The organism is Pseudomonas sp. nanlin1 (assembly GCF_045571515.1).
In the GTDB taxonomy this organism is placed as follows: Bacteria; Pseudomonadota; Gammaproteobacteria; order Pseudomonadales; family Pseudomonadaceae; genus Aquipseudomonas.
The window spans coordinates 24,310-45,838 of sequence record NZ_CP124218.1; the positions used below are offsets into that span (position 1 = coordinate 24,310).

Genomic DNA, 21,529 nt, shown 5'->3' on the forward strand with positions numbered 1-21,529 from the left:
AATATCGCTCACAACTGGCCCAGGCCTTGGCCACGGGCCAGGCGGCGAGCCTGCAACAAGCCGTGGCCCAACTGCGTGCCGACACCCAGGCGAGCGCCGCCAACCCGCTGCTGATCCAAGCCCTGCAAAGCCAGGACGGCAAACTGGTGAAGGCTGCGGAACAAGCGGTGCGCAGTTGGAGCAACGCAGTGGATGTGCAGGTTAACCTGCGCGGTATGGCCGAGCCCGACCCCAACCGCCCCGCGCCCATCAATTTCAGGGCGCTAGACATCATCCGCCGCGCCGAAAGCGACCGCCCTGTTCCCCTTGAAGCGCAGAAGGTCGGGCAACGCTGGCTGGTTTACAGCGTCGCGCCCATTCGCGCGAACGGCGCCGACTCGCCGATCCTCGGTACGCTACTAACGGTGGTGGACCTGCAACGCTTACTCAACGCGCTCTACCCGATCGACCTCGGCGCGGGTGAATTCGTGCTGCAACAAGCGTTCGCCGATGGCCCGCCGCAAACCTTGTACCAACGCGGTACCGCCCAGGCCGAAAAGGCACTGTCGCTGGCCAGTGGTAACCCCAACTGGCAGTTGGCGTTTCGTGCCGGCCCTGCTTTCGAACCGCAAGTGCCCTGGCGCACCGCCGTGCTGATGCTCCTGGCGGTCCTGGTGGTGATTAGCGCCTGTGCCATCGCCTTTTCCATCGTTTTAGGGCGGCTACACCGCCAGGTTGCTAGCGATGCGCGGCAATTAGAGCAATTGTTACAAGAACTCTCAGGCGGAAAAGCCGTCAAAGCCTTCGGTTTGAGCCTTCCGGAGCTAAACGAACTGGCCCGCAGCCTGGCCAGATTCTCCCTTCGCGGCCGGCAACCTACCGCGGTCGAGCCTGTAGCAGGCCACGCGTTACCCGTTATGGACAATGAGGTCTCAGCATCAGCACCGCACGGGCAGCCGCCTGCCGGGTGGGCCGACCCGCTGTTTCAAGACACTGACATCCTCGACGAAGACCTGGATTCCCTAAGATTGGAGCACCCCCACGATATGAGCACAGCAATCGTCGCACCTAAGTTCCCGGACAGCATCTTCCGCGCCTACGATATCCGTGGTGTCGTCGGTGATACGCTCAGCGCCGAAACCGCCTACTGGATCGGCCGCGCCATTGGTTCGCAGAGCCTGGCCCAAGGCGAGCCCCACGTCAGCGTGGGCCGCGATGGCCGCTTGTCGGGCCCGGAGCTGGTCCAGCAACTGATTCAAGGTGTCGCCGATGCCGGCTGCCACGTGAGCGACGTAGGCCTGGTGCCTACCCCTGCCCTGTACTACGCCGCCAACGTCTTGGCCGGCAAGTCGGGCGTCATGCTGACCGGTAGCCACAACCCCAAAGACTACAACGGCTTCAAGATCGTCATCGCGGGCGACACCTTGGCCAACGAGCAAATCCAGGCCCTGCACAATCGCCTGAAAACCGGTGACTTGACCCAGGCCGCGGGCACGATTGAACGGGTCGATATCCTGCCTCGCTACTGGAAGCAGATCGCCGAAGATATCGTTATTTCACGCAAACTTAAGGTGGTGGTGGACTGCGGTAACGGCGCAGCTGGCGTTATTGCACCACAACTGATCGAAGCACTGGGCTGCGAAGTCATCCCGCTGTTCTGCGACGTGGACGGTAACTTCCCGAACCACCACCCAGATCCGGGCAAGCTGGAAAACCTCGAAGACTTGATCGCCAAGGTCAAAGAAACCGGCGCCGATGTCGGCCTGGCCTTCGACGGTGATGGCGACCGCGTCGGTGTGGTCACCAACACCGGCAGCGTGATTTACCCCGACCGCCTGTTGATGCTGTTCGCCCGTGACGTGCTGTCGCGCAAGCCAGGCGCGGACATCATCTTCGACGTCAAGTGCACCCGCCGCCTGACACCGTTGATCAATCAATGGGGCGGCCGCCCGGTCATGTTCAAGACCGGCCACTCGCTGATCAAAAAAGAAATGAAACGCACCGGCGCCGAGCTGGCTGGCGAAATGAGTGGGCACATTTTCTTCAAAGAGCGCTGGTTCGGCTTTGACGACGGCATCTACAGCGCCGTACGTTTGCTGGAGATCCTCAGCCAGGAAAAATCCAGCGCCGAAGAGCTGTTCTTGGAGTTCCCAGAGGATATTTCCACCCCTGAAATCAACATCAAGGTGACGGAAGAAAGTAAGTTCAGCATCATTAAAGCGTTGGAAAAAGACGCGCAATGGGGCGAAGCCAACCTGACCACCATCGACGGCGTCCGAGTCGACTACCCTAAAGGCTGGGGCTTGGTCCGTGCATCCAACACTACACCGGTGCTGGTGCTACGCTTCGAAGCTGACGATGAAGCCGAACTTGAGCGAATCAAGGAAGTGTTTCGTGTCCAGTTGCGCGCTGTCCAAGCTGATCTGAATATTCCATTCTGACCACTCGCCCCCCACTGGAGCCCTGAATGACCCTCGAACGTGATGCTGCCACCAACGTTGCCAAGGTATTGTCCGAAGCACTGCCTTATATCCGCCGCTTCGTCGGCAAAACGCTGGTGATCAAATACGGTGGCAATGCCATGGAAAGCGAGGAGCTGAAAACCGGCTTCGCGCGCGACGTGGTACTGATGAAAGCCGTCGGCATCAACCCGGTGGTCGTGCACGGTGGGGGGCCGCAGATCGGCGACCTGCTCAAGCGGCTGTCGATCGAGAGCCATTTCATCGATGGTATGCGGGTTACCGACTCGCAAACCATGGACGTGGTAGAGATGGTACTGGGCGGCCAGGTGAATAAGGACATCGTCAACCTGATCAACCGCCATGGCGGCAGCGCCATCGGCTTGACCGGCAAAGACGCTGAACTGATCCGCGCGCGCAAGCTGACCGTGACTCGCCAGACCCCCGAAATGACCAAGCCGGAAATTATCGACATTGGTCAGGTGGGTGAAGTGTCTGGGGTAAACACCGATTTGTTGAACATGTTGGTCAACGGTGACTTCATCCCTGTCATTGCCCCGATTGGGGTAGGCCCGGATGGAGAGTCTTACAACATCAACGCCGATTTGGTCGCAGGTAAAGTCGCCGAGGCCCTGAAGGCTGAGAAGCTGATCCTTCTGACCAATATCGCCGGTTTGATGGACAAGGAAGGCAATGTATTGACCGGCATGAATACCGAGCAGGTCAATGCATTGATCGCCGATGGCACCATTTACGGCGGTATGCTGCCGAAAATCCGCTGCGCACTGGAAGCGGTACAAGGTGGCGTGAACAGCTCGCACATCATTGATGGGCGCGTACCCAATGCTGTGTTGTTGGAGATTTTCACCGACAGCGGCGTGGGCACATTGATCTGTAATCGCAAGCGTCATTGATAGCGACGAACCAAAAAAGCCCTGCATTTGCAGGGCTTTTTTATGGGTCTAGCGGGCCAGTAACTGCTCCAACTGCGCCCGACGCAGGGCGAAGTCCTGCTCCGCCTGGGCGCGCGCGGTTTGGTAAGCAGCAATGCGCACTTGCAAATCAGTACGCTGGCGGCGCAGGTCGTCTAAGCGCTCGAGCAGGTCTTGGGAGACGGGCTGGCCGCTGCGCTCTTGGTCGGCAGCCTGGCTTTGCACGGCACCCTGCTGGGCCAGCAGCGCCTGGATATTGCTACGGGCTTGCGCGGCGAGCAGGTCGTAATCGGCCAACGCGCGGGCTTTAGCAGCGTCCAAATCCGCCAGTGAAGGGTATTGCGCGAGCAGCTGGGCCTGCGCTTCGGCCTTGGCCTGCTGCTCCTGCTTACGCGCCAACTCGTCAGCGGTAGGGGCTGGCGCCACCACACGAATCACCCGACCCTGCTGGTTAAGCACCTGGTAGCCCTTACCGACGAACTCTGGCGGTACGCCTTGGCGGTCGAGGACCGTCACGCCCCGGCTGTCGGTGTAGCGGTACAGCACCACGCCGGGGCTGGTCTCGGCCGCCAGCACGGGCCCAGCTGCAAACAGCATCAGCAGCAGCCACGAACCCCTTAGCGGTGCCATCGGTTAGATACCGTACTGAGCGCGGTAAGCCTCTACGGCTGGCAAGTGCTGCTTGAGTTGCGGATCGTCGGCCAGAAACTCCAGCACCTGCGTCAAGGACACGATGCTAACCACAGGAATGCCGAAGTCTCGCTCCACTTCTTGAATTGCAGACAGCTCGCCATTGCCACGCTCCTGGCGGTTCAAGGCAATCAGCACCCCGGCGGCCGTGGCGTTCTGGCCCTGGATGATCTGCATCACTTCGCGAATAGCGGTACCGGCAGTGATCACGTCGTCGATGATCAATACGTTGCCTGCCAGTTCTGCGCCGACCAGGCTACCGCCCTCGCCGTGGGCCTTGGCCTCTTTGCGGTTAAAGCACCACGGTACGTCTAACTGATGCCGCTCGGCCAACTGCACAGCCGTCGCCGCGGCCAGGGGGATGCCTTTGTAGGCGGGGCCGAACAGCACGTCAAAGGCGATGCCGCTTTCAACGATGGCGGCAGCGTAAAAGCGCCCCAACTGGGCCAGGGCGGCACCACTGTTGAATAACCCGGCATTGAAGAAGTAAGGGCTGGTACGCCCCGACTTCAAAGTGAACGCACCGAAGCGTAAAACCCCTCGGTCGATGGCAAAACGGATAAAGTCGCGCTGATAGGCCTGCATCAAAAGTCCCAAGTACCACGGATTTAGCTAATTAGGTAGAGCTCGGGTATCATACACGCACGAGATTTTTGGGGCCATTTATGCGGATCATCAGTGTGAACGTCAATGGTATTCAGGCGGCGGTCGAGCGCGGGTTGCTCAGCTGGCTACAAGCCCAGAATGCCGACGTCATCTGCCTGCAGGATACTCGCGCCTCCGCCTTTGAATTGGACGATGCAGCCTTCCAACTGGACGGCTACTTCCTGTATGCCTGTGATGCTGAAGTGCCCGCCCAAGGCGGCGTTGCACTTTATTCACGGTTGCAACCCAAGGCGGTAATCAGCGGCCTCGGCTTCGAGACAGCCGACCGCTACGGGCGTTACCTGCAGGCAGATTTCGACAAACTCAGCATTGCCACCTTGCTGCTCCCTTCGGGGATGAACGGCGATGAAGATTTGAATCAAAAATTCAAACTGATGGACGACTTCGGCAAGTATCTGGACAAGCAGCGTCGCAAGCGCCGTGAGTACATTTATTGTGGCTCTCTGTATGTGGCCCAGCAGAAGCTCGACATCAAGAACTGGCGCGACAGCCAACAGTCGCCAGGCTTTCTAGCGCCAGAGCGGGCCTGGATGGATGAGATCGTCGGCAACATGGGCTATGTCGACGCCTTGCGCGAAGTCAGCCGCGAGGGTGACCAGTACAGCTGGTGGCCAGACAATGAACAGGCCGAGATGCTCAACCTGGGCTGGCGCTTCGATTACCAGCTACTGACACCCGGCCTGCGACGCTTCGTGCGCAGTGCCCGGCTACCGCGCCAGCCGAGGTTTTCCCAGCATGCGCCGTTGATCGTCGATTACGACTGGACCCTCACCATCTAGGTGCATGCTGTGTAGGAGCGAGCCTGCTCGCGAAAAACGTCAACGATGACGCGTATATTTTTGATGAACGCGTCGGCTTTGGGGTTTTCGCGAGCAAGCTCGCTCCTACAGAGGGGGGGTTATGCTCGGTCTTTATTAGCCGTTAATCTGGAAAATCAGTTGATCCAGCATCTTCCATGGATGCACATGGGTGGACGCCGAGCACCCCTTGCAATGCAGGAACGGCTCTTCTCTATCGATCTTCTCAGGTTGGGTTGCGCCACACGTTCGGCAATAGACGCTATGGGCTTTTAACCGCCAAAGGGCATTCCAGGCGCACAGAGCGTGATTGGCTGACATGGGTTGTAACCCGCATAAGGATATTAAACCTTTAGACGCGCAGCAGCCTCGACAGGTTCAACATTACAGCCCCGGCGTTATCAACAAAGGCAGGCGTACGGTAAATACCGTGCCCAAAGCGTCGGACCGCACCTGCAACGAACCGCCGTGAGACTCGGTGATTTGCGAGCAAATATAGAGCCCCAAACCCAACCCCTCACTTTTATTACCCGCGTCTGCACGGGTAAATGGCTTGAATAGCAGGTCCATTTGCGCCTGATCGATTGGCTTACCCACATTAGAGAACGTCAAAACCATACTGGCTGCTTCAACTGCGCCCTGGACCCTGATAGGGCCACCCGGCGCACCATGGTGCACCGCATTGGAGAGCAGGTTGGAGACTAGCTGGCTGATCCGCCCAAAATCACCCAGTACGGGCCTGGCAGCACTGTACTGATAGGAGAGATCAGCCGAGGGATAAGCATGCTGAATTTCTGCTATGACGGGGTTCAACGCTTCGAACAAATTGTCGATGCGGCTCATGTCGGTCACAAAGCGGCTGCCCAGGCGGCACCGGGTGAAATCCAGGACATCTTCGATTAGCGCAGACATGCGCAGTGCACTGCTATGAATGGCCGCCACCAACTTCTTCGAGCGCGGCTCGGTGAGCTGGGCGTCGAGCAGCTCGGCACTCAAGCGCACGGCCCCAATGGGCGTGCGAAGATCATGGCCTAATACAGCGACGAACTCCTCGCGCAGGCGCCCGGTTTCTTCGGAGACCCCCAGTTCGGACTGGCTTTGATCCAATTGCAGATGTAGCTCGAGGTGGCTGGCAATAAGCTGCGCAAAAAGCTCTAACGTTTCCATCACGCTGGGATTTTCGACCGGCACTACATCTGGGTCCAGCCCACACAGTGTCCCGACGAACAAGCCGGAGCTGGTGATGATCGGTACAGAAATATGGCTTTTCAGTTGCTCGAAGTCTTGCTCTGCTTCTGCCCTATAGAGCCCCTGAGCCAAGTGCTGCATACCGTCGCCAGCCGCTAACGCACGACGCCGTCTGTGGACTTCCTTGCACAGCGTTTGTGCCAGTGGCCGCTCGTCGCCTGGCCTAATGTCAAGATGTGCCGAGTCATCTACCGCGTAGGCCACCCAGCGCGTCGACGTGACTCGGGCCACAGCTGCAAACCTGAGCCCGGTGGCCTCTTTTACCAGACGCAAAATGACCGGAATGACGGTCATTTTGGCAAGTGGAGGAAGCGGACCCTCGTAATCAGATTCAGACATACGCTGACCCATCATCATAGAAGCCGCCGATTATACATCCACAGCTGTATAAGCATACAGCCCCGCATGACCGTTCATCACGGGTCAACTGACACCGTTCGGCCCATCGAGCACCTGCCTTACCTTGGCAGCTAGCACATTGGGCAAGCAGGGTTTGGAGATGACCGGGAACTCTCGGCCCTCCTCATCGGTTTGGTTCACGAAACTCTCAGCGTAGCCAGTGGTAAGGAGGATCTTCATGTCAGGGTATAAATTTCTAGCTTCTCTGGCCAGAACCACCCCATTCATACCTCCCGGCATGATCACATCGCTGAACAGCAGGTCGAACGCCTGGCCTTGCGCCAAGATCGCCAAGGCCTCGGCGCCGCTGCTAGCGGTAGCCGTACGGTACCCGTGCTCTTCCAGAACCACGCGGGCCAGCTCCGCCACATCCGCGCGGTCCTCGACGATCAAAATCGACTCGTCTCCAGTCGCTACTTCAAGGTGCCGACGCTCCTCAAAGTGGCTTAGCCCGGCGTCGTCTGCGGGGAAATAGAGCCGCAAGGTGGTTCCGACGCCTTCCTCGGAATAAATCCGAACCGCTCCCCCCGACTGTTTGGCAAAACCATAGACCATCGAGAGGCCCAGGCCGGTGCCCTTACCCTCATCTTTGGTGGTGAAAAAAGGCTCCATGACACGGCTCTTGATTTCTTCAGGCATGCCACAGCCGTTATCCGTAATCGCCAGGCTGACGTACCGACCCGGCATCATTCCTTCGTAAAAACGCGCGTTGGACTCGAGCATATCGAAATTACGGGTTTCAAAGCCGATAGTTGAGTTGCTACGGCCAACAAGCGCATCGCGAGCATTGATGATGATATTCAGCAACGCCAACTCGGCCTGGGTGGGGTCGACCCGCGAGTTCCACAGCCCGCTTTCCAAATTGGTTTGAAAAGTCACGCCATCGCCCATGATGCGCTCGACGGTGGCTTGGACGTATTCAGCCAAATTGTTGAGATTGATCACTCGCCCTTCCAGCTTTTGCTTTCGAGAAAAAGCCAGAAGTTGCTGAGTGAGCGAGGACGCGCGGTCAATGGCGGTCTTGGTCATGGCAAGGTTACGCCTGACTCGATCACCGTCCATCACCGGCTTGGCCACCGCCCGATCAGCCAGCTCTACATAACCGCCCATCACCTGCAAAAGGTTATTGAAGTCGTGGGCAATGCCACCGGTGAGCTGACCTAACGCTTCCATTTTTTGCGCTTGGCGCAATGCGTCTTCGGCGTCGCGGCGGCGGCTGACATCGAGCTGGGACGCAAAGAAATAAATGAGCTCCCCGGCTTCGTTGTAGACCGGTGAGATAAACAGCGCATTCCAGAACGAAGAGCCGTCTTTACGGTAGTTGAGCATTTCAACGGAAATGTCTCGTCGTTGCGCGACGGCTTTGCGCACCTCAGTCACCGTGTGCTGGTCAGTGTCGATACCTTGCAACATCCGACAATTGCGCCCATACAACTCTTCGCGGCTATAGCCGGTAAGTGCCAAGAACGCGCCATTGACGAAAATGATCGGGTTGTCTGGCTGATTGGGATCAGTGACTGACATCGGCATGCGGGTAGTGGCCACCGCCGCGAAGAATATATTCCTACCTGCGTCTGAGAGGTCTGCGGAGGCCGAGTTGTCGACCCGGGTATGGAGGTCTTTTGGTTGATCAGGCACGGGGTAGGTCTATCCTGGAGGCGCGTTTTGAACGCGGGCTTGATCCATAGACTTACACGGCCTGTGAATAGTTTTATTCAGGCGCCGGCACTTTGCATATAGCACTCACGCCTCGCGCAACCTGCGGCGCCGCCCGTGCGGCGACACCCAACAGGCCCAACCGTGGATACTCAGCGCCACAGCCGTCAAGCGCGCTGGATTCAGCGCGCCGATGGCTTGGGTACGATCAGTCCGCCAGAGCAGTGGCCTGCAGAGCGAACAGCTCAGTCATACCCTGCTGGGCCAGCGCCAGCATGGCGTTCAGTTCGGCAGGTTGGAACGGTGCGCCTTCGGCCGTGCCTTGCACCTCGATAAACCCGCCGCTGCTGGTCATGACCACGTTGAGGTCGGTTTCTGCGGCGGAGTCCTCCAGGTAATCGAGGTCCAGCACCGGCTCGCCCTGGTACATGCCCACAGAGACCGCGGCGATCATTTGCTTGAGCGGATCACCGCCCTTTAATCCGCCGCGCTTTTTGATCACTTTCAAGGCATCGACCAGGGCCACCATCGCGCCGGTGATCGAGGCCGTGCGAGTGCCGCCGTCGGCTTGGATCACGTCGCAATCGACGTACAGGGTGACGTCGCCCAATTTGCTCATGTCCAACGCGGCGCGCAGCGAACGGCCGATCAGACGCTGAATTTCCAAGGTACGCCCGCCCTGTTTGCCACGGCTGGCTTCGCGCTGGTTACGTTCGCCGGTGGCACGGGGCAACATGCCATATTCGGCGGTCAACCAGCCCTGACCCTGGCCTTTGAGAAAGCGCGGCACACCGTTTTCTACGCTGACCGTGCAAATGACCTTGGTATCGCCGAACTCGACCAGTACGGACCCCTCGGCGTGCTTGGTGTAGTTGCGGGTGATGCGGATCGAGCGAAGCTGATCGGCAGCGCGACCACTTGGACGTTTCATTTGGGTATTCCTGTACTGGGCTGAAAACTGCCGAGCATTATAGGGCGTCTGAGAATTTATTGCCCACCGCTCACCCCGGCCGCCTCACCGGCCAGACGCGCGCGCCCTGAGAATTTGTCACATCACTGCATTGGGAGCCACTGCCAGGGTGCGCTACAATCCTGCGCCTCAGCAGCCACGTAGCTGCATTCATTGCACGAGGTAGGCTTCATGGTGCACAGCATGACCGCATTTGCGCGGGTCGAACGGGCCAGCACCGAAGGCACCCTTAGCTGGGAGCTGCGCTCGGTCAACCATCGCTACCTTGAGCCGCACCTGCGCTTGCCCGACGCCTTTCGTGAACTCGAAGGCGCGGTGCGCGAAGCGCTGCGTCAGGGCCTGTCGCGGGGCAAGGTAGAGTGCACCCTGCGCTTTATCGAGGAGTCCGCCGGGCGGCCGCTGCAAGTGAACCGTGAGCGTGCCACCCAGCTGATCGCCGCCGCGCAGACGGTCGCCAGCCTGATCACCCAGCCAGCGCCGATGAACCCACTGGAAGTGCTGGCCTGGCCAGGTGTGCTGGTAGCCAACGCCGACGACCCGCAGGCGCTGAACAGCGCGGCGCTGGAGCTGTTTGCCGATGGCCTGGCCGAGCTCAAGGGTGGCCGCGAGCGTGAGGGGGCCGAATTGCGCCGACTCATCGACGAGCGGTTGGACGCCATGGGCAGCGAAATCGCCACCCTGCGCACCCTGGTCCCGCAGATGCTCGCCGTTCAACGGCAGAAAATTCTGGATCGCTGTGCAGACATGCGCGCTGAACTGGAGCCCCAGCGCCTGGAACAAGAGCTGGTACTGCTGGCACAAAAGAGCGATGTCGCGGAAGAGCTCGACCGCCTGAACACTCACGTCACGGAAGTGCGCAGGGTCCTCAAGTCTGGGGGAGCCGCCGGGCGGCGCCTCGACTTCCTGATGCAGGAGCTCAACCGCGAAGCCAACACACTGGGCTCTAAAGCCTTCGATCCACGCAGCACGCAGGCCGCGGTCAACCTCAAAGTGTTGATCGAGCAAATGCGCGAACAAGTGCAGAACATTGAGTAAGGCATTTCACGAATGAACCATAGCACTGGCACCCTCTATATCGTCTCCGCGCCCTCTGGCGCCGGTAAGACCAGCTTGGTCAAAGCCCTGATCGACGCCCAGCCAAGCATCCGCGTTTCGGTTTCCCACACCACCCGTGCCATGCGCCCCGGCGAAGCAGACGGGGTGAACTACCATTTCGTCGACCGCGCCGAGTTCATACGCATGATCGAACATGGCGACTTCCTCGAGCAGGCCGAAGTCTTCGGCAACCTTTACGGCACGTCCCAAAGCACCTTGCAGCAAACCCTGGATGCGGGCCACGACCTGATTCTGGAGATCGACTGGCAAGGCGCCGAGCAAGTACGTCGGCAGATGCCCGATGCCTGTTCGATTTTTATCCTTCCGCCGACCCAGCAAGCGTTGCGCCAGCGTTTGACCAACCGCGGGCAAGACAGTGACGAGATCATTGAGAGCCGCATGCGCGAGGCCGTCAGCGAAATGAGCCACTATCACGAGTACGACTACTTGGTGATCAACGACGATTTCGCCGCTGCGCTCGAAGACCTGAAGGCGATTTTCCGCGCCAACCGCTTAAAGCAGACACCACAGCAAGCCTCTCACAAAGACTTGCTCGCTAGCCTGCTCGCGTAATCATGGTAACAAGGGCCCTCGCGACCTTTTGGGACCACCTGAAAACAACGCTTCCCTAAACGGTGGCGTTTTTTTAAACTACCGAGTCCGCTCGCCCATCCGGGTGGCGCGCATAACGCATTTGCTACGAGGAAGACCATGGCCCGCGTAACCGTTGAAGACTGCCTAGAACACGTGGATAACCGTTTCGAGCTGGTCATGCTCTCCACCAAACGTGCCCGCCAACTGGCCACGGGTGGTAAAGAACCTAAAGTAGCGTGGGAAAACGACAAGCCCACCGTGGTCGCTTTGCGTGAAATCGCCGAGGGCCTGATGAACTACGACGTTATTGCCGAAGCCGAAATCGTCGAGGACGAGCCGCTCTTCGCAGCGTTCGAAGACGAGGCCAACGAGGCCGTCTAAGCCTATGCCTGGTCGACGTAGTCCGACGCAAGGTTGCATCCATCATCGGCAGGAGGTTCACCCTTGCCGAGCATAGACGCCCTCGCCGATCGTCTGTCGACCTACCTCGGTGCCGAACAGGTCAACCTGGTGCGCCGAGCGTACTTCTACGCCGAACAAGCCCATGACGGCCAGCGCCGCCGCAGCGGCGAAGCTTATGTCACGCACCCGCTGGCCGTAGCGGGCATCCTCGCCGATATGCACATGGACCATCAAAGCTTGATGGCTGCCATGCTGCACGACGTGATCGAAGACACGGGCATCGCCAAAGAAGCCCTCAGTGCGCAATTCGGTGAAACAGTCGCCGAGTTAGTCGACGGGGTCAGCAAACTGACCCAGATGAACTTCGAAACCAAAGCCGAAGCCCAGGCTGAAAACTTTCAAAAAATGGCCATGGCCATGGCGCGTGATATCCGCGTCATTTTGGTCAAGCTCGCTGACCGCCTGCACAATATGCGCACCCTCGAAGTGCTGTCGGGCGAAAAGCGCAGGCGCATCGCCAAGGAAACCCTGGAAATCTACGCCCCCATCGCCAACCGGCTGGGCATGCACAATGTGCGCGTGGAATTCGAAGACCTGGGTTTCAAAGCCATGTACCCCATGCGCTCGGCGCGCATTTACCAAGCGGTCAAGCGGGCCCGCGGCAATCGCAAAGAAATCGTCAACAAGATCGAGCAATCCCTGAGCCACTGCCTCGCGGTGGACGGCATCGAAGGCGATGTCAGCGGCCGGCAGAAACATATCTACGGTATCTATCGGAAGATGCGCGGCAAACGGCGCGCGTTCAACGAGATCATGGACGTTTATGCGTTCCGCATCGTCGTGGATAAAGTCGACACCTGCTACCGCGTGCTGGGCGCAGTGCACAACCTCTACAAGCCGTTGCCCGGGCGCTTCAAAGATTACATCGCAATTCCCAAGGCCAACGGTTACCAGTCATTGCACACCACGCTGTTTGGCATGCACGGCGTTCCGATCGAAATTCAGATCCGAACCCGTGAAATGGAAGAGATGGCCAACAACGGCATCGCCGCCCATTGGCTGTACAAGTCCAGCGACGATGAAAAACCCAAAGGCACCCATGCGCGCGCGCGGCAATGGGTCAAAGGTGTGCTGGAAATGCAGCAGCGAGCAGGTAACTCGCTGGAGTTTATCGAAAGCGTCAAAATTGACCTTTTCCCCGATGAAGTCTACGTGTTCACTCCTAAAGGGCGAATCATGGAGCTGCCTAAAGGCTCCACTGCCGTGGACTTCGCCTATGCCGTGCACACGGATGTCGGCAATAGCTGTATTGCCTGCCGCATCAACCGTCGCCTGGCGCCGCTTTCGGAGCCGTTGCAGAGCGGCTCTACCGTAGAAATCGTCAGTGCACCGGGTGCGCGGCCTAACCCCGCCTGGTTGAATTTCGTGGTGACCGGCAAGGCACGCACCCACATCCGCCACGCCTTGAAACTGCAACGGCGCTCGGAGTCGGTCAGCCTTGGCGAGCGTTTGTTGAACAAAGTACTGAATGGCTTCGACAGCGCTTTGCACAAGGTGCCGGCAGAGCGGGTGCAGGCCATGCTGGCGGAATACCGGCTAGAACTGATCGACGATCTGCTCGAAGACATCGGCCTGGGCAACCGCATGGCTTACGTGGTTGCCCGCCGCTTGCTGGCGTCCGAGGGCGAACAATTGCCTAACCCGGAAGGCCCCCTGGCGATTCGCGGCACCGAGGGCTTGGTGCTCAGTTACGCCAAATGCTGTACGCCGATCCCTGGTGACCCGATCGTGGGCCACCTGTCGGCGGGCAAAGGCATGGTTGTGCATTTGGAAAACTGCCGCAATATCGGCGAAATTCGGCACAACCCGGAAAAATGCATCCAGTTGTCCTGGGCCAAAGACGTCACCGGCGAATTCAATGTGGAACTGCGGGTCGAGCTTGAGCACCAACGTGGCCTGATCGCCCTGCTCGCCAGCAGCGTCAACGCAGCAGACGGTAATATCGAAAAAATCAGCATGGACGAACGGGATGGCCGTATCAGCGTCGTCCAGTTGGTCGTCAACGTGCACGACCGGGTGCACCTGGCCCGCGTGATCAAAAAGCTGCGCGCCCTGGCCGGAATCATCCGCATCACCCGCATGCGTGCCTGAAGCCGGGCCGCTGCCCTTTCCTCTTCAAGGAGTCATCATGTCCAAGACCGTTATCAGCAGCGACAAGGCCCCTGCGGCGATCGGCACCTACTCCCAGGCCATCAAGGCTGGCAACACGGTGTACATGTCTGGCCAGATCCCCCTGGACCCTACCACCATGGAGCTGGTCGAAGGCTTCGAAGCCCAGACCGTGCAGGTTTTCGAGAACCTCAAAGCCGTAGCCGAAGCGGCAGGCGGTTCGTTCAAAGACATCGTCAAGCTGAACATTTTCCTCACCGACCTGAGCCATTTCGCCAAGGTCAACGAAGTGATGGGCCGCTATTTCGAACAGCCATATCCCGCTCGCGCCGCCATTGGGGTCGCTGCCTTGCCCCGTGGCGCCCAAGTGGAAATGGACGCCATCCTGGTCATTGAGTAACCAGCCTCAGCGGGGCGCTCGGCGCCCCGGTCACCTCCCCTGTTTTAGAAAGGAAATGTCATGCGCAACGCGCTAGCCCTTTCGTTGCTCGCCGTATTACTTGGCGGCTGCGCCAGCCACGAAAACCTGGACCCCAATGGCGTCTGGATCAATCAGAACGCCATTGATGCCGCCGCCAAAGGTGGCAACCTGCGTCAAGCCTTGCTTGCCAATGGCCCGAATCTGGAATGGCAAGTAAATACCAAAGCCGCCCAGGCCACGTTCAGCAATGGTTTCGAGCTAGGCGAAGGCAAGATCACCCCGAAGGAAGGCGGCCAACTGAGCGTTGATTTCTACGGCAACTTCACCGAAACCCTCAGCGTGAAAGGCGACCAACTGGTGCAAGCGGCCAACGAAAACGGCCCAGCCCAGAGCTTTGTCAAACCCCAAGCCACGCCCAATCCGCAAGTTCCGCCCGGTGGCGTGTTCGAGCAGGCCCTTTACACCGCCTACATGGGCGGCGACTGGAAAGTCATCGAGGGGCCGAACCTGGGCAGCATCGTGCATTTTCTCCCAGACGGGCGCATCGAAGGGGTCGACAGCCTCGACCGCTACGCCCTGTGCCTGGCCGGTGACTGCGCGGCCATGAGCGGCGAATTCGACAGCCTGTGGCTGGAAAAAAACAAACAGGGTAATGCGTTTATCTTCCGCCGCGACGGTAGCCGCCTGGAGATCCTCGAAGCGGTCAACCAGGCGGGCGCCGATGAGATGCCCGACCTGCACCCAGGCGCGCGCCGCTGGCTGCTGCAGAAATAGCCGGCCGTTACCCGCGCCCGTTCAATAGCGCCGCGTAGCCCTCGCGAAAGCTGGGGTACTGCGGCGCCCAGCCCAGCGCACGGGCCCGGGCGTTGCTGCAGCGCTTGCTGCCGGTACGGCGCATCGCGGCTTGGTCAGATGTATGACTGATCTGCAAATAGCCCCGCAACCAATCAATCAGCTCGGCCAGCGTTGCAGGGCAGTCATCGACGCCGATGTAGCAAGGTTCAAGCGCCGCCCCGGTGGCATCCGCTTGGATGAGAAACGCCAACAGCCCGGCGGCGTCGTCGGCATGGATGCGGTTGCCATACACCGACCCGCCCGCCGCCGCTTGGCAGCCTTTTTTCACCTGCTCGATCATGCGCTCTCGCCCAGGGCCATAAATACCCGTCAGGCGCACCACGGTGGCCGGTATCTCACTTCCTTGCGCCAGCCGCTCTGCTTCTAGCATCAATTGCCCTGTGTAACTGGACGGTTCGGTGGGCGACTGCTCATCGACCCACTCACCCGACTGCTGACCATAAACCCCACTGCTGGACACGAAAAACAGCCGCTTGGGGTGCTGCCCGCTCGCCTGCAGCCAGGCAAGTGTGTTGCGTACCCCCTCGACATACGCCGCGCGATAGCCTGCTTCGTCGTGCTGGCTGGCCGCGACGCAATACACCACGTAGTCCAATGGCTCCTGGGGCCAAGTGGTGGGAAGCGCCGCCGTGGACACATCGGCGGCCACACCCAGCACACCCTCTGGCAGGTCCGATAGGGTGCGCCGAACCCCGTAAACACGGTACTGGCAGGCGATCAGTAAGCGCGCGACGCGACTGCCGATATCGCCGCATCCTACGATCAAAACAGAAGAAACAGACATTAAAAAGCTCCCTAAAAGCTGAAATTCGCTGCTAATAACAAAAATTCATGGATACCGAACAAAAAAAATATGACCTTTGCTTTTGCTAACAAGAATTACTTGCAATAATACGCGCCCATTTGTTCTCGGCCCCTTACTGAGGTTTGGCAGGACAATTACCCTATTCTCCCCATTCAGGTCCGGCCAGCATGAATCACGCTTCGCTTTCCGCTTCGCCCCACCAGACTCGCCCATGGCGCGCTATCGCCGCGCTGACCCTGGGCCTGCTGCTCGCGCCCTTGGCATTCGCCGAAGAGCCAGCCGGCACCAGCAACGCGCCTGTATCGACCCAAACAGCTCCTGCCGCAGCGCCTGCGCCAGCCACACCAGCAGACGCCGCCGAGGAGCAAGCACTGGCCGAGGACACCACCTTGGGCATGGGTCACGACCTTTCCCCTTGGGGCATGTACCAGAACGCCGACATCGTGGTGAAAGCCGTGATGATCGGCTTGGCCATCGCCTCGATCATCACTTGGACCATCTGGATCGCCAAAGGCTTCGAGCTGCTGGGCGCCAAGCGTCGCCTCAAAGGCGAAATCGCCGCCTTGAAAAAAGCCGGCACCCTCAAGCAGGCCAGTGAAAGCGCGGCCGTCAAAGGCACGCTGGCCAACCTCTTGGTCCACGATGCCCTGGAAGAAATGCACCTGTCGGCCAATTCTCGCGAGCGCGAGGGTATCAAAGAGCGTGTGAGCTTCCGCCTCGAACGCCTGGTCGCAGCCTGTGGCCGTAACATGAGCAACGGCACGGGCGTACTGGCCACAATTGGTTCGACCGCACCCTTCGTCGGTCTGTTCGGTACCGTGTGGGGCATCATGAACAGCTTCATCGGGATCGCCAAAACCCAGACCACCAACCTTGCCGTGGTCGCCCCTGGTATTGCCGAAGCACTGCTGGCCACCGCCCTGGGCCTGGTGGCCGCCATCCCTGCGGTGGTTATCTACAACGTCTTTGCCCGCTCGATTGCCGGGTACAAGGCCCAGGTTTCGGATGCCTCTGCCCACGTGCTGTTGCTGGTCAGCCGCGACCTGGACCACCAGGGCGACTTCTCCGCGCAGCCACACATGGTGAAGGTGGGGTAAATCATGGGCCTGCACCTGAACGAAGGCGGCGACGACCTCGTCGAGAATCACGAAATCAACGTCACGCCCTTTATCGACGTGATGCTGGTGCTGCTGATCATTTTCATGGTCGCAGCACCACTGGCCACGGTTGACATCAAAGTAGACCTGCCCGCGTCCACCGCCAAGCCGGTGCCACGCCCTGAAAAGCCTGTGTTCCTAAGCGTAAAGGCCGATAAAGGCATCTACGTCGGCGACGACAGAATCGAGCCGGGGCAATTGGGCCAGGTGCTTGATCAGCGCACCAAGGGCAAGAAAGACACCACTATCTTCTTCCAGGCCGATAAAGGCGTGGACTACGGCGACCTGATGGCGGTGATGAACGATATGCGCGCCGCCGGTTACCTGAAGGTGGGCCTCGTAGGCTTAGAGACGGCAGGCAAAAAATGATCACCACGCGCCAAAAGCTGACGCGTTACGGCGCGAGCCTGGCCTTGGTGCTGGGCGTACACGCCGCAGCGATCGTTATCGCCCTGAATTGGCCCGCGCCCCAGGCAATCGAATTGCCACCGGCGGCGATGATGGTCGAGATGGCGCCGCTGCCTGAGCCCGCGCCGCCGCCACCGCCCCAGGTCGTGACGCCGCCGCAGCCGCCCACCCCGGTCGAAGAGCCCGAGCTGCCTAAAGTAGCAGAAGCGCCTAAGCCTGAGATTGCGATTGCCAAACCCAAGCCAAAGCCGGTCAAGCCCAAACCCAAGGTCGAACCGCCCAAGCCCGTGCAAAAGCCTGAACCTGTGCGTGAAGAGCCCCCGGCCCAGCGTACGGTGGACACACCGCCGACCACGGCCCCCCCGGCGAAATCCGCAGCGCCGGCCCCGAGCATTGCCTCCAACAGCAATGCCCTGCCGAGCTGGCAAAGCGACCTGCTGCGCCATTTGAGCAAATACAAGGACTACCCCGAAGCGGCGAAACGCAGCGGCCGGGAAGGCGTCAACCGTCTGCGCTTCGTGGTCGATGGTGAAGGCAAGGTGCTGTCCTACGAGATCATCGGCCCATCGGGGAACGCTGCCCTGGACCGTGCCACGCTACAAATGATCCGCAAGGCCCAGCCGTTGCCGAAACCACCTGCGGAGTTGCTCACCAATGGCACGATGGAAGTGATCGCGCCCTTCGTCTATTCCCTGGACCGCCGGCGTTAACCGCTTATTCCTGACATAACGAAGCAACGCTGATAACGTGCGTCTATCGATTGCACCCGCTATGCTGGGATCGCAAATTCACGGACGCACGTTATGACTCTCACAGAATTACGCTACATCGTTACGCTTGCCCAAGAACAGCATTTCGGCCACGCGGCCGAGCGCTGCCATGTCAGCCAGCCAACGCTGTCGGTGGGCGTGAAAAAACTCGAAGACGAACTGGGCGTGCTCATTTTCGAGCGCAGTAAAAGCGCCGTGCGCCTGACCCCCGTCGGGGAAGGCATCGTTGCCCAGGCGCAAAAGGTGCTCGAACAGGCCCAAGGCATACGTGAGCTGGCCCAAGCGGGTAAGAATCAGCTCACGGCGCCGCTCAAGGTAGGCGCGATCTACACCGTCGGGCCTTATCTGTTTCCGCACCTGATCCCACAACTGCACCGGGTCGCCCCGCAGATGCCGTTGTACATCGAAGAAAACTTTACCCATGTGCTGCGCGACAAGCTGCGTAACGGTGAGCTAGACGCGGTGATCATCGCCTTGCCGTTCAACGAGGCCGATGTACTCACCCTGCCCCTGTATGACGAGCCCTTTTACGTGCTGATGCCGGCCGACCACCCCTGGACCCGCCAGGAAAACATCGACGCCGCGCTGCTCAACGACAAGAGCCTGCTGCTCTTGGGCGAAGGGCATTGCTTCCGTGACCAAGTGCTGGAAGCCTGCCCGACCCTGACCAAAGGGGCCGAAGGGGCCAAACACACCACCGTGGAATCCAGCTCGCTGGAAACCATCCGGCATATGGTCGCTTCAGGGTTGGGCGTATCGATCCTGCCCATGTCTGCCGTCGACAGCCATCACTACGCCCCCGGGATCATTGAAATTCGGCCGCTGGCACCGCCCGTCCCCTTCCGGACAGTGGCCATTGCCTGGCGTGCGAGTTTCCCCAGGCCAAAAGCGATCGAGATCCTCGCGGACTCCATCCGTCTGTGTTCGGTGGCCAAACCTGTGGCGGGCAAAGTCGCGACATGACCGAGCTGTCTCAAGTGTCCGTCACGGCCCTCAAAGGCGTGGGCGAGGCGATGGCAGAAAAACTGAGCAAGGTCGGCCTGGAAAATCTCCAAGACGTATTGTTCCATCTGCCTCTGCGCTACCAGGACCGCACCCGGGTGGTGCCCATCGGCCAACTGCGCCCTGGGCAAGATGCGGTGATCGAAGGGGTGGTCAGCGGTGCCGACGTCGCTATGGGCAAGCGCCGCAGCCTGCTGGTGCGCCTGGGGGACGGCAGCGGCAGCTTGAGCCTGCGCTTCTATCATTTCAGTAACGCCCAGAAAGAAGCCATGAAACGCGGCACCCACCTGCGCTGCTATGGCGAGGCCCGCCCCGGCGCCTCGGGCCTAGAGATCTACCACCCCGAGTACCGCGCCTTGACCGGTGATGAGGCGGTGCCGGTGGAACAGACCCTGACGCCCATTTACCCGACCACCGAAGGTTTGACCCAGCAACGCCTGCGCCAGCTTTCGCAGCAGGCTCTCGCTCTGCTGGGCCCCCGCAGCCTGCCCGACTGGCTGCCCGCCGAGCTTACCCAGGAATATGGCCTGGCGCCGCTGGATGAAGCGATCCGTTACCTGCACAACCCGCCGCCCGACGCGGACCTGGAAGAACTCGCCCTAGGCCACCACTGGGCGCAACATCGCCTGGCCTTTGAAGAGCTACTGACGCACCAACTGTCGCAGCAGCGCTTGCGCGAAAGCCTGCGCGCCCAGCGTGCACCGCCACTCCCGCCGGCGTCTGGGTTGGCCACGCAGTACCTGGACAACCTGGGGTTCGCCCCCACCGGTGCCCAGCAGCGAGTAGGCAAAGAGATTGCCTATGACCTCAGCCAGCCAGAACCGATGTTACGCCTGGTACAAGGTGACGTCGGTGCCGGTAAGACGGTAGTCGCCGCCCTGGCCGCCCTACAAGCGCTGGAAGCCGGTTACCAGGTGGCCTTGATGGCACCCACTGAAATCCTCGCCGAGCAGCACTTCATCACCTTTCAGCGCTGGCTGGAACCATTGGGTATCGAAGTCGCCTGGTTGGCCGGCAAGCTCAAGGGCAAGGTGCGCGCCGCGGCACTCGAGCGTATCGCCGAGGGCGCGCCCATGGTCGTGGGCACCCACGCCCTGTTTCAGGAAGAAGTGAAATTTCACCGCCTGGCCCTGGTGATCATCGATGAGCAGCACCGGTTCGGCGTACAACAACGCCTGGCCCTGCGCCAGAAAGGCGTAGGCGGCCGCTTGTGCCCCCACCAGTTAATCATGACCGCGACGCCGATTCCCCGCACCCTGGCCATGAGCGCCTACGCTGACCTCGACACGTCCATACTCGATGAACTACCGCCTGGGCGTACGCCGGTGAATACGGTGTTAGTGGTCGACACCCGGCGCATAGAAGTGGTCGAGCGAGTCCGCGCCGCCTGCGCCGAAGGGCGTCAGGCCTACTGGGTGTGCACGCTGATCGAAGAGTCAGAAGAACTCACCTGCCAAGCGGCCCAGAGTACCTTCGAAGAACTGGGCAGTGCCCTGGGTGAACTGCGCGTTGGCCTGATCCATGGCCGTATGAAACCGGTGGAAAAAGCTGCCGTCATGGCCCAATTCAAAGCGGGCGAATTGCAGTTACTGGTGGCCACCACGGTGATTGAAGTGGGTGTGGATGTCCCCAATGCCAGCCTAATGATTATCGAAAACCCTGAGCGTCTGGGCCTGGCACAGTTGCACCAGTTGCGCGGCCGGGTCGGTCGAGGTAGCGCCGCCAGCCATTGCGTGCTGCTGTACCACCCGCCGCTGTCACAAATTGGCCGCCAGCGTTTAGGCATCATGCGCGAAACGAATGACGGCTTCGTTATTGCCGAAAAAGATTTAGAGCTGCGCGGCCCAGGCGAAATGTTGGGGACCCGACAGACAGGTTTGCTACAGTTCAAAGTGGCCGACCTGATGCGCGATGCCGACCTGCTTCCGGCCGTTCGTGATGCGGCCCAGGCCCTACTGGCACGCTGGCCTGGCCACGTTGCGCCACTGCTTGAGCGCTGGCTCAGGCATGGCCAACAATACGGCCAGGTGTGAACGCAAACTGAATGCAAGCCAG

At 60.0% G+C, this 21,529-nt stretch carries 20 protein-coding genes; 14 read left to right on the forward strand and 6 right to left on the reverse strand.

The features are described 5' to 3' along the window. The first annotated feature begins 1,025 nt into the window (after positions 1 to 1,025). Both QCL65_RS00130 and argB read left to right on the forward strand, forming a co-directional pair. On the forward strand, positions 1,026 to 2,420 hold the full coding sequence (locus QCL65_RS00130) for a phosphomannomutase/phosphoglucomutase (RefSeq protein WP_407317018.1): 1,395 nt from the start codon (positions 1,026 to 1,028) through the stop codon (positions 2,418 to 2,420). 26 nt (positions 2,421 to 2,446) lie between these two features. Next, positions 2,447 to 3,352, forward strand: coding sequence for an acetylglutamate kinase (gene argB / locus QCL65_RS00135; RefSeq protein WP_407313658.1), 906 nt, complete (start codon positions 2,447 to 2,449; stop codon positions 3,350 to 3,352). A 48-nt stretch (positions 3,353 to 3,400) separates the two neighbouring features. Here the strand turns inward: argB and QCL65_RS00140 are convergent, their stop codons facing one another. Then, on the reverse strand, positions 3,401 to 3,967 hold the full coding sequence (locus QCL65_RS00140) for a DUF4124 domain-containing protein (RefSeq protein WP_407313661.1): 567 nt from the start codon (positions 3,965 to 3,967) through the stop codon (positions 3,401 to 3,403). A gap of 36 nt (positions 3,968 to 4,003) precedes the next feature. Then, positions 4,004 to 4,645, reverse strand: coding sequence for an orotate phosphoribosyltransferase (gene pyrE, locus QCL65_RS00145; RefSeq protein WP_407313663.1), 642 nt, complete (start codon positions 4,643 to 4,645; stop codon positions 4,004 to 4,006). A gap of 80 nt (positions 4,646 to 4,725) precedes the next feature. Here pyrE and QCL65_RS00150 point away from each other — a divergent pair, with 80 nt between their 5' ends. Beyond that, on the forward strand, positions 4,726 to 5,505 hold the full coding sequence (locus QCL65_RS00150) for an exodeoxyribonuclease III (RefSeq protein ID WP_043192186.1): 780 nt from the start codon (positions 4,726 to 4,728) through the stop codon (positions 5,503 to 5,505). A gap of 402 nt (positions 5,506 to 5,907) precedes the next feature. Here the strand turns inward: QCL65_RS00150 and QCL65_RS00155 are convergent, their stop codons facing one another. From QCL65_RS00155 to rph, 3 genes are all read right to left on the reverse strand, one after another. Continuing rightward, positions 5,908 to 7,110, reverse strand: a complete 1,203-nt coding sequence (locus QCL65_RS00155; protein ID WP_407313665.1) for an ATP-binding protein — start codon at positions 7,108 to 7,110, stop codon at positions 5,908 to 5,910. Between the two features lie 84 nt (positions 7,111 to 7,194). Next, positions 7,195 to 8,808: a histidine kinase famiy protein gene (locus tag QCL65_RS00160; RefSeq protein ID WP_407313667.1), complete on the reverse strand. Its 1,614-nt coding sequence runs from the start codon at positions 8,806 to 8,808 to the stop codon at positions 7,195 to 7,197. 226 nt (positions 8,809 to 9,034) lie between these two features. Next, positions 9,035 to 9,757, reverse strand: coding sequence for a ribonuclease PH (gene rph, locus QCL65_RS00165; RefSeq protein ID WP_407313670.1), 723 nt, complete (start codon positions 9,755 to 9,757; stop codon positions 9,035 to 9,037). Positions 9,758 to 9,967: 210 nt separating this feature from the next. On the opposite strand from rph, the gene QCL65_RS00170 reads away from it, so the two are divergent. The 6 genes from QCL65_RS00170 (at position 9,968) to QCL65_RS00195 (ending at position 15,251) form a co-directional block, all read left to right on the forward strand. Next, on the forward strand, positions 9,968 to 10,831 hold the full coding sequence (locus QCL65_RS00170; protein WP_407313672.1) for a YicC/YloC family endoribonuclease: 864 nt from the start codon (positions 9,968 to 9,970) through the stop codon (positions 10,829 to 10,831). Between the two features lie 12 nt (positions 10,832 to 10,843). Beyond that, a complete protein-coding gene (gene gmk / locus QCL65_RS00175; RefSeq protein ID WP_407313674.1) occupies positions 10,844 to 11,464 on the forward strand; it encodes a guanylate kinase in 621 nt (206 codons plus the stop codon). Between the two features lie 138 nt (positions 11,465 to 11,602). Beyond that, positions 11,603 to 11,866, forward strand: coding sequence for a DNA-directed RNA polymerase subunit omega (gene rpoZ / locus QCL65_RS00180; protein WP_407313676.1), 264 nt, complete (start codon positions 11,603 to 11,605; stop codon positions 11,864 to 11,866). A gap of 63 nt (positions 11,867 to 11,929) precedes the next feature. After that, complete coding sequence (gene spoT, locus QCL65_RS00185) at positions 11,930 to 14,038, forward strand: bifunctional GTP diphosphokinase/guanosine-3',5'-bis pyrophosphate 3'-pyrophosphohydrolase (RefSeq protein WP_407313678.1); 2,109 nt, start codon at positions 11,930 to 11,932, stop codon at positions 14,036 to 14,038. A gap of 37 nt (positions 14,039 to 14,075) precedes the next feature. Continuing rightward, entirely contained in the window at positions 14,076 to 14,456 is a 381-nt protein-coding gene (locus QCL65_RS00190) for a RidA family protein (protein WP_407313680.1), read from the forward strand. A gap of 60 nt (positions 14,457 to 14,516) precedes the next feature. Then, a complete protein-coding gene (locus QCL65_RS00195) occupies positions 14,517 to 15,251 on the forward strand; it encodes a hypothetical protein (RefSeq protein WP_407313682.1) in 735 nt (244 codons plus the stop codon). A gap of 7 nt (positions 15,252 to 15,258) precedes the next feature. On the opposite strand, the gene QCL65_RS00200 is transcribed toward QCL65_RS00195, so the two are convergent. Continuing rightward, entirely contained in the window at positions 15,259 to 16,116 is an 858-nt protein-coding gene (locus tag QCL65_RS00200) for an SDR family oxidoreductase (protein WP_407313684.1), read from the reverse strand. Positions 16,117 to 16,304: 188 nt separating this feature from the next. Between QCL65_RS00200 and exbB the strand changes: the two genes are divergently transcribed. From exbB to recG, 5 genes are all read left to right on the forward strand, one after another. Continuing rightward, positions 16,305 to 17,234: a tonB-system energizer ExbB gene (gene exbB / locus QCL65_RS00205; RefSeq protein WP_407313686.1), complete on the forward strand. Its 930-nt coding sequence runs from the start codon at positions 16,305 to 16,307 to the stop codon at positions 17,232 to 17,234. A 3-nt stretch (positions 17,235 to 17,237) separates the two neighbouring features. Next, positions 17,238 to 17,663, forward strand: a complete 426-nt coding sequence (gene exbD / locus QCL65_RS00210) for a TonB system transport protein ExbD (RefSeq protein ID WP_407313688.1) — start codon at positions 17,238 to 17,240, stop codon at positions 17,661 to 17,663. Then, entirely contained in the window at positions 17,660 to 18,412 is a 753-nt protein-coding gene (locus QCL65_RS00215) for an energy transducer TonB (RefSeq protein WP_407313690.1), read from the forward strand. The genes exbD and QCL65_RS00215 overlap by 4 nt, the downstream gene beginning before the upstream one ends. 93 nt (positions 18,413 to 18,505) lie before the next feature. Further along, positions 18,506 to 19,435, forward strand: a complete 930-nt coding sequence (locus QCL65_RS00220; protein WP_407313692.1) for a LysR substrate-binding domain-containing protein — start codon at positions 18,506 to 18,508, stop codon at positions 19,433 to 19,435. Next, positions 19,432 to 21,507 carry an ATP-dependent DNA helicase RecG gene (recG, locus tag QCL65_RS00225; protein WP_407313694.1) on the forward strand — a complete coding sequence of 692 codons (2,076 nt, stop codon included), beginning with the start codon at positions 19,432 to 19,434 and terminating at the stop codon, positions 21,505 to 21,507. The genes QCL65_RS00220 and recG overlap by 4 nt, the downstream gene beginning before the upstream one ends. Positions 21,508 to 21,529: the final 22 nt, after the last annotated feature.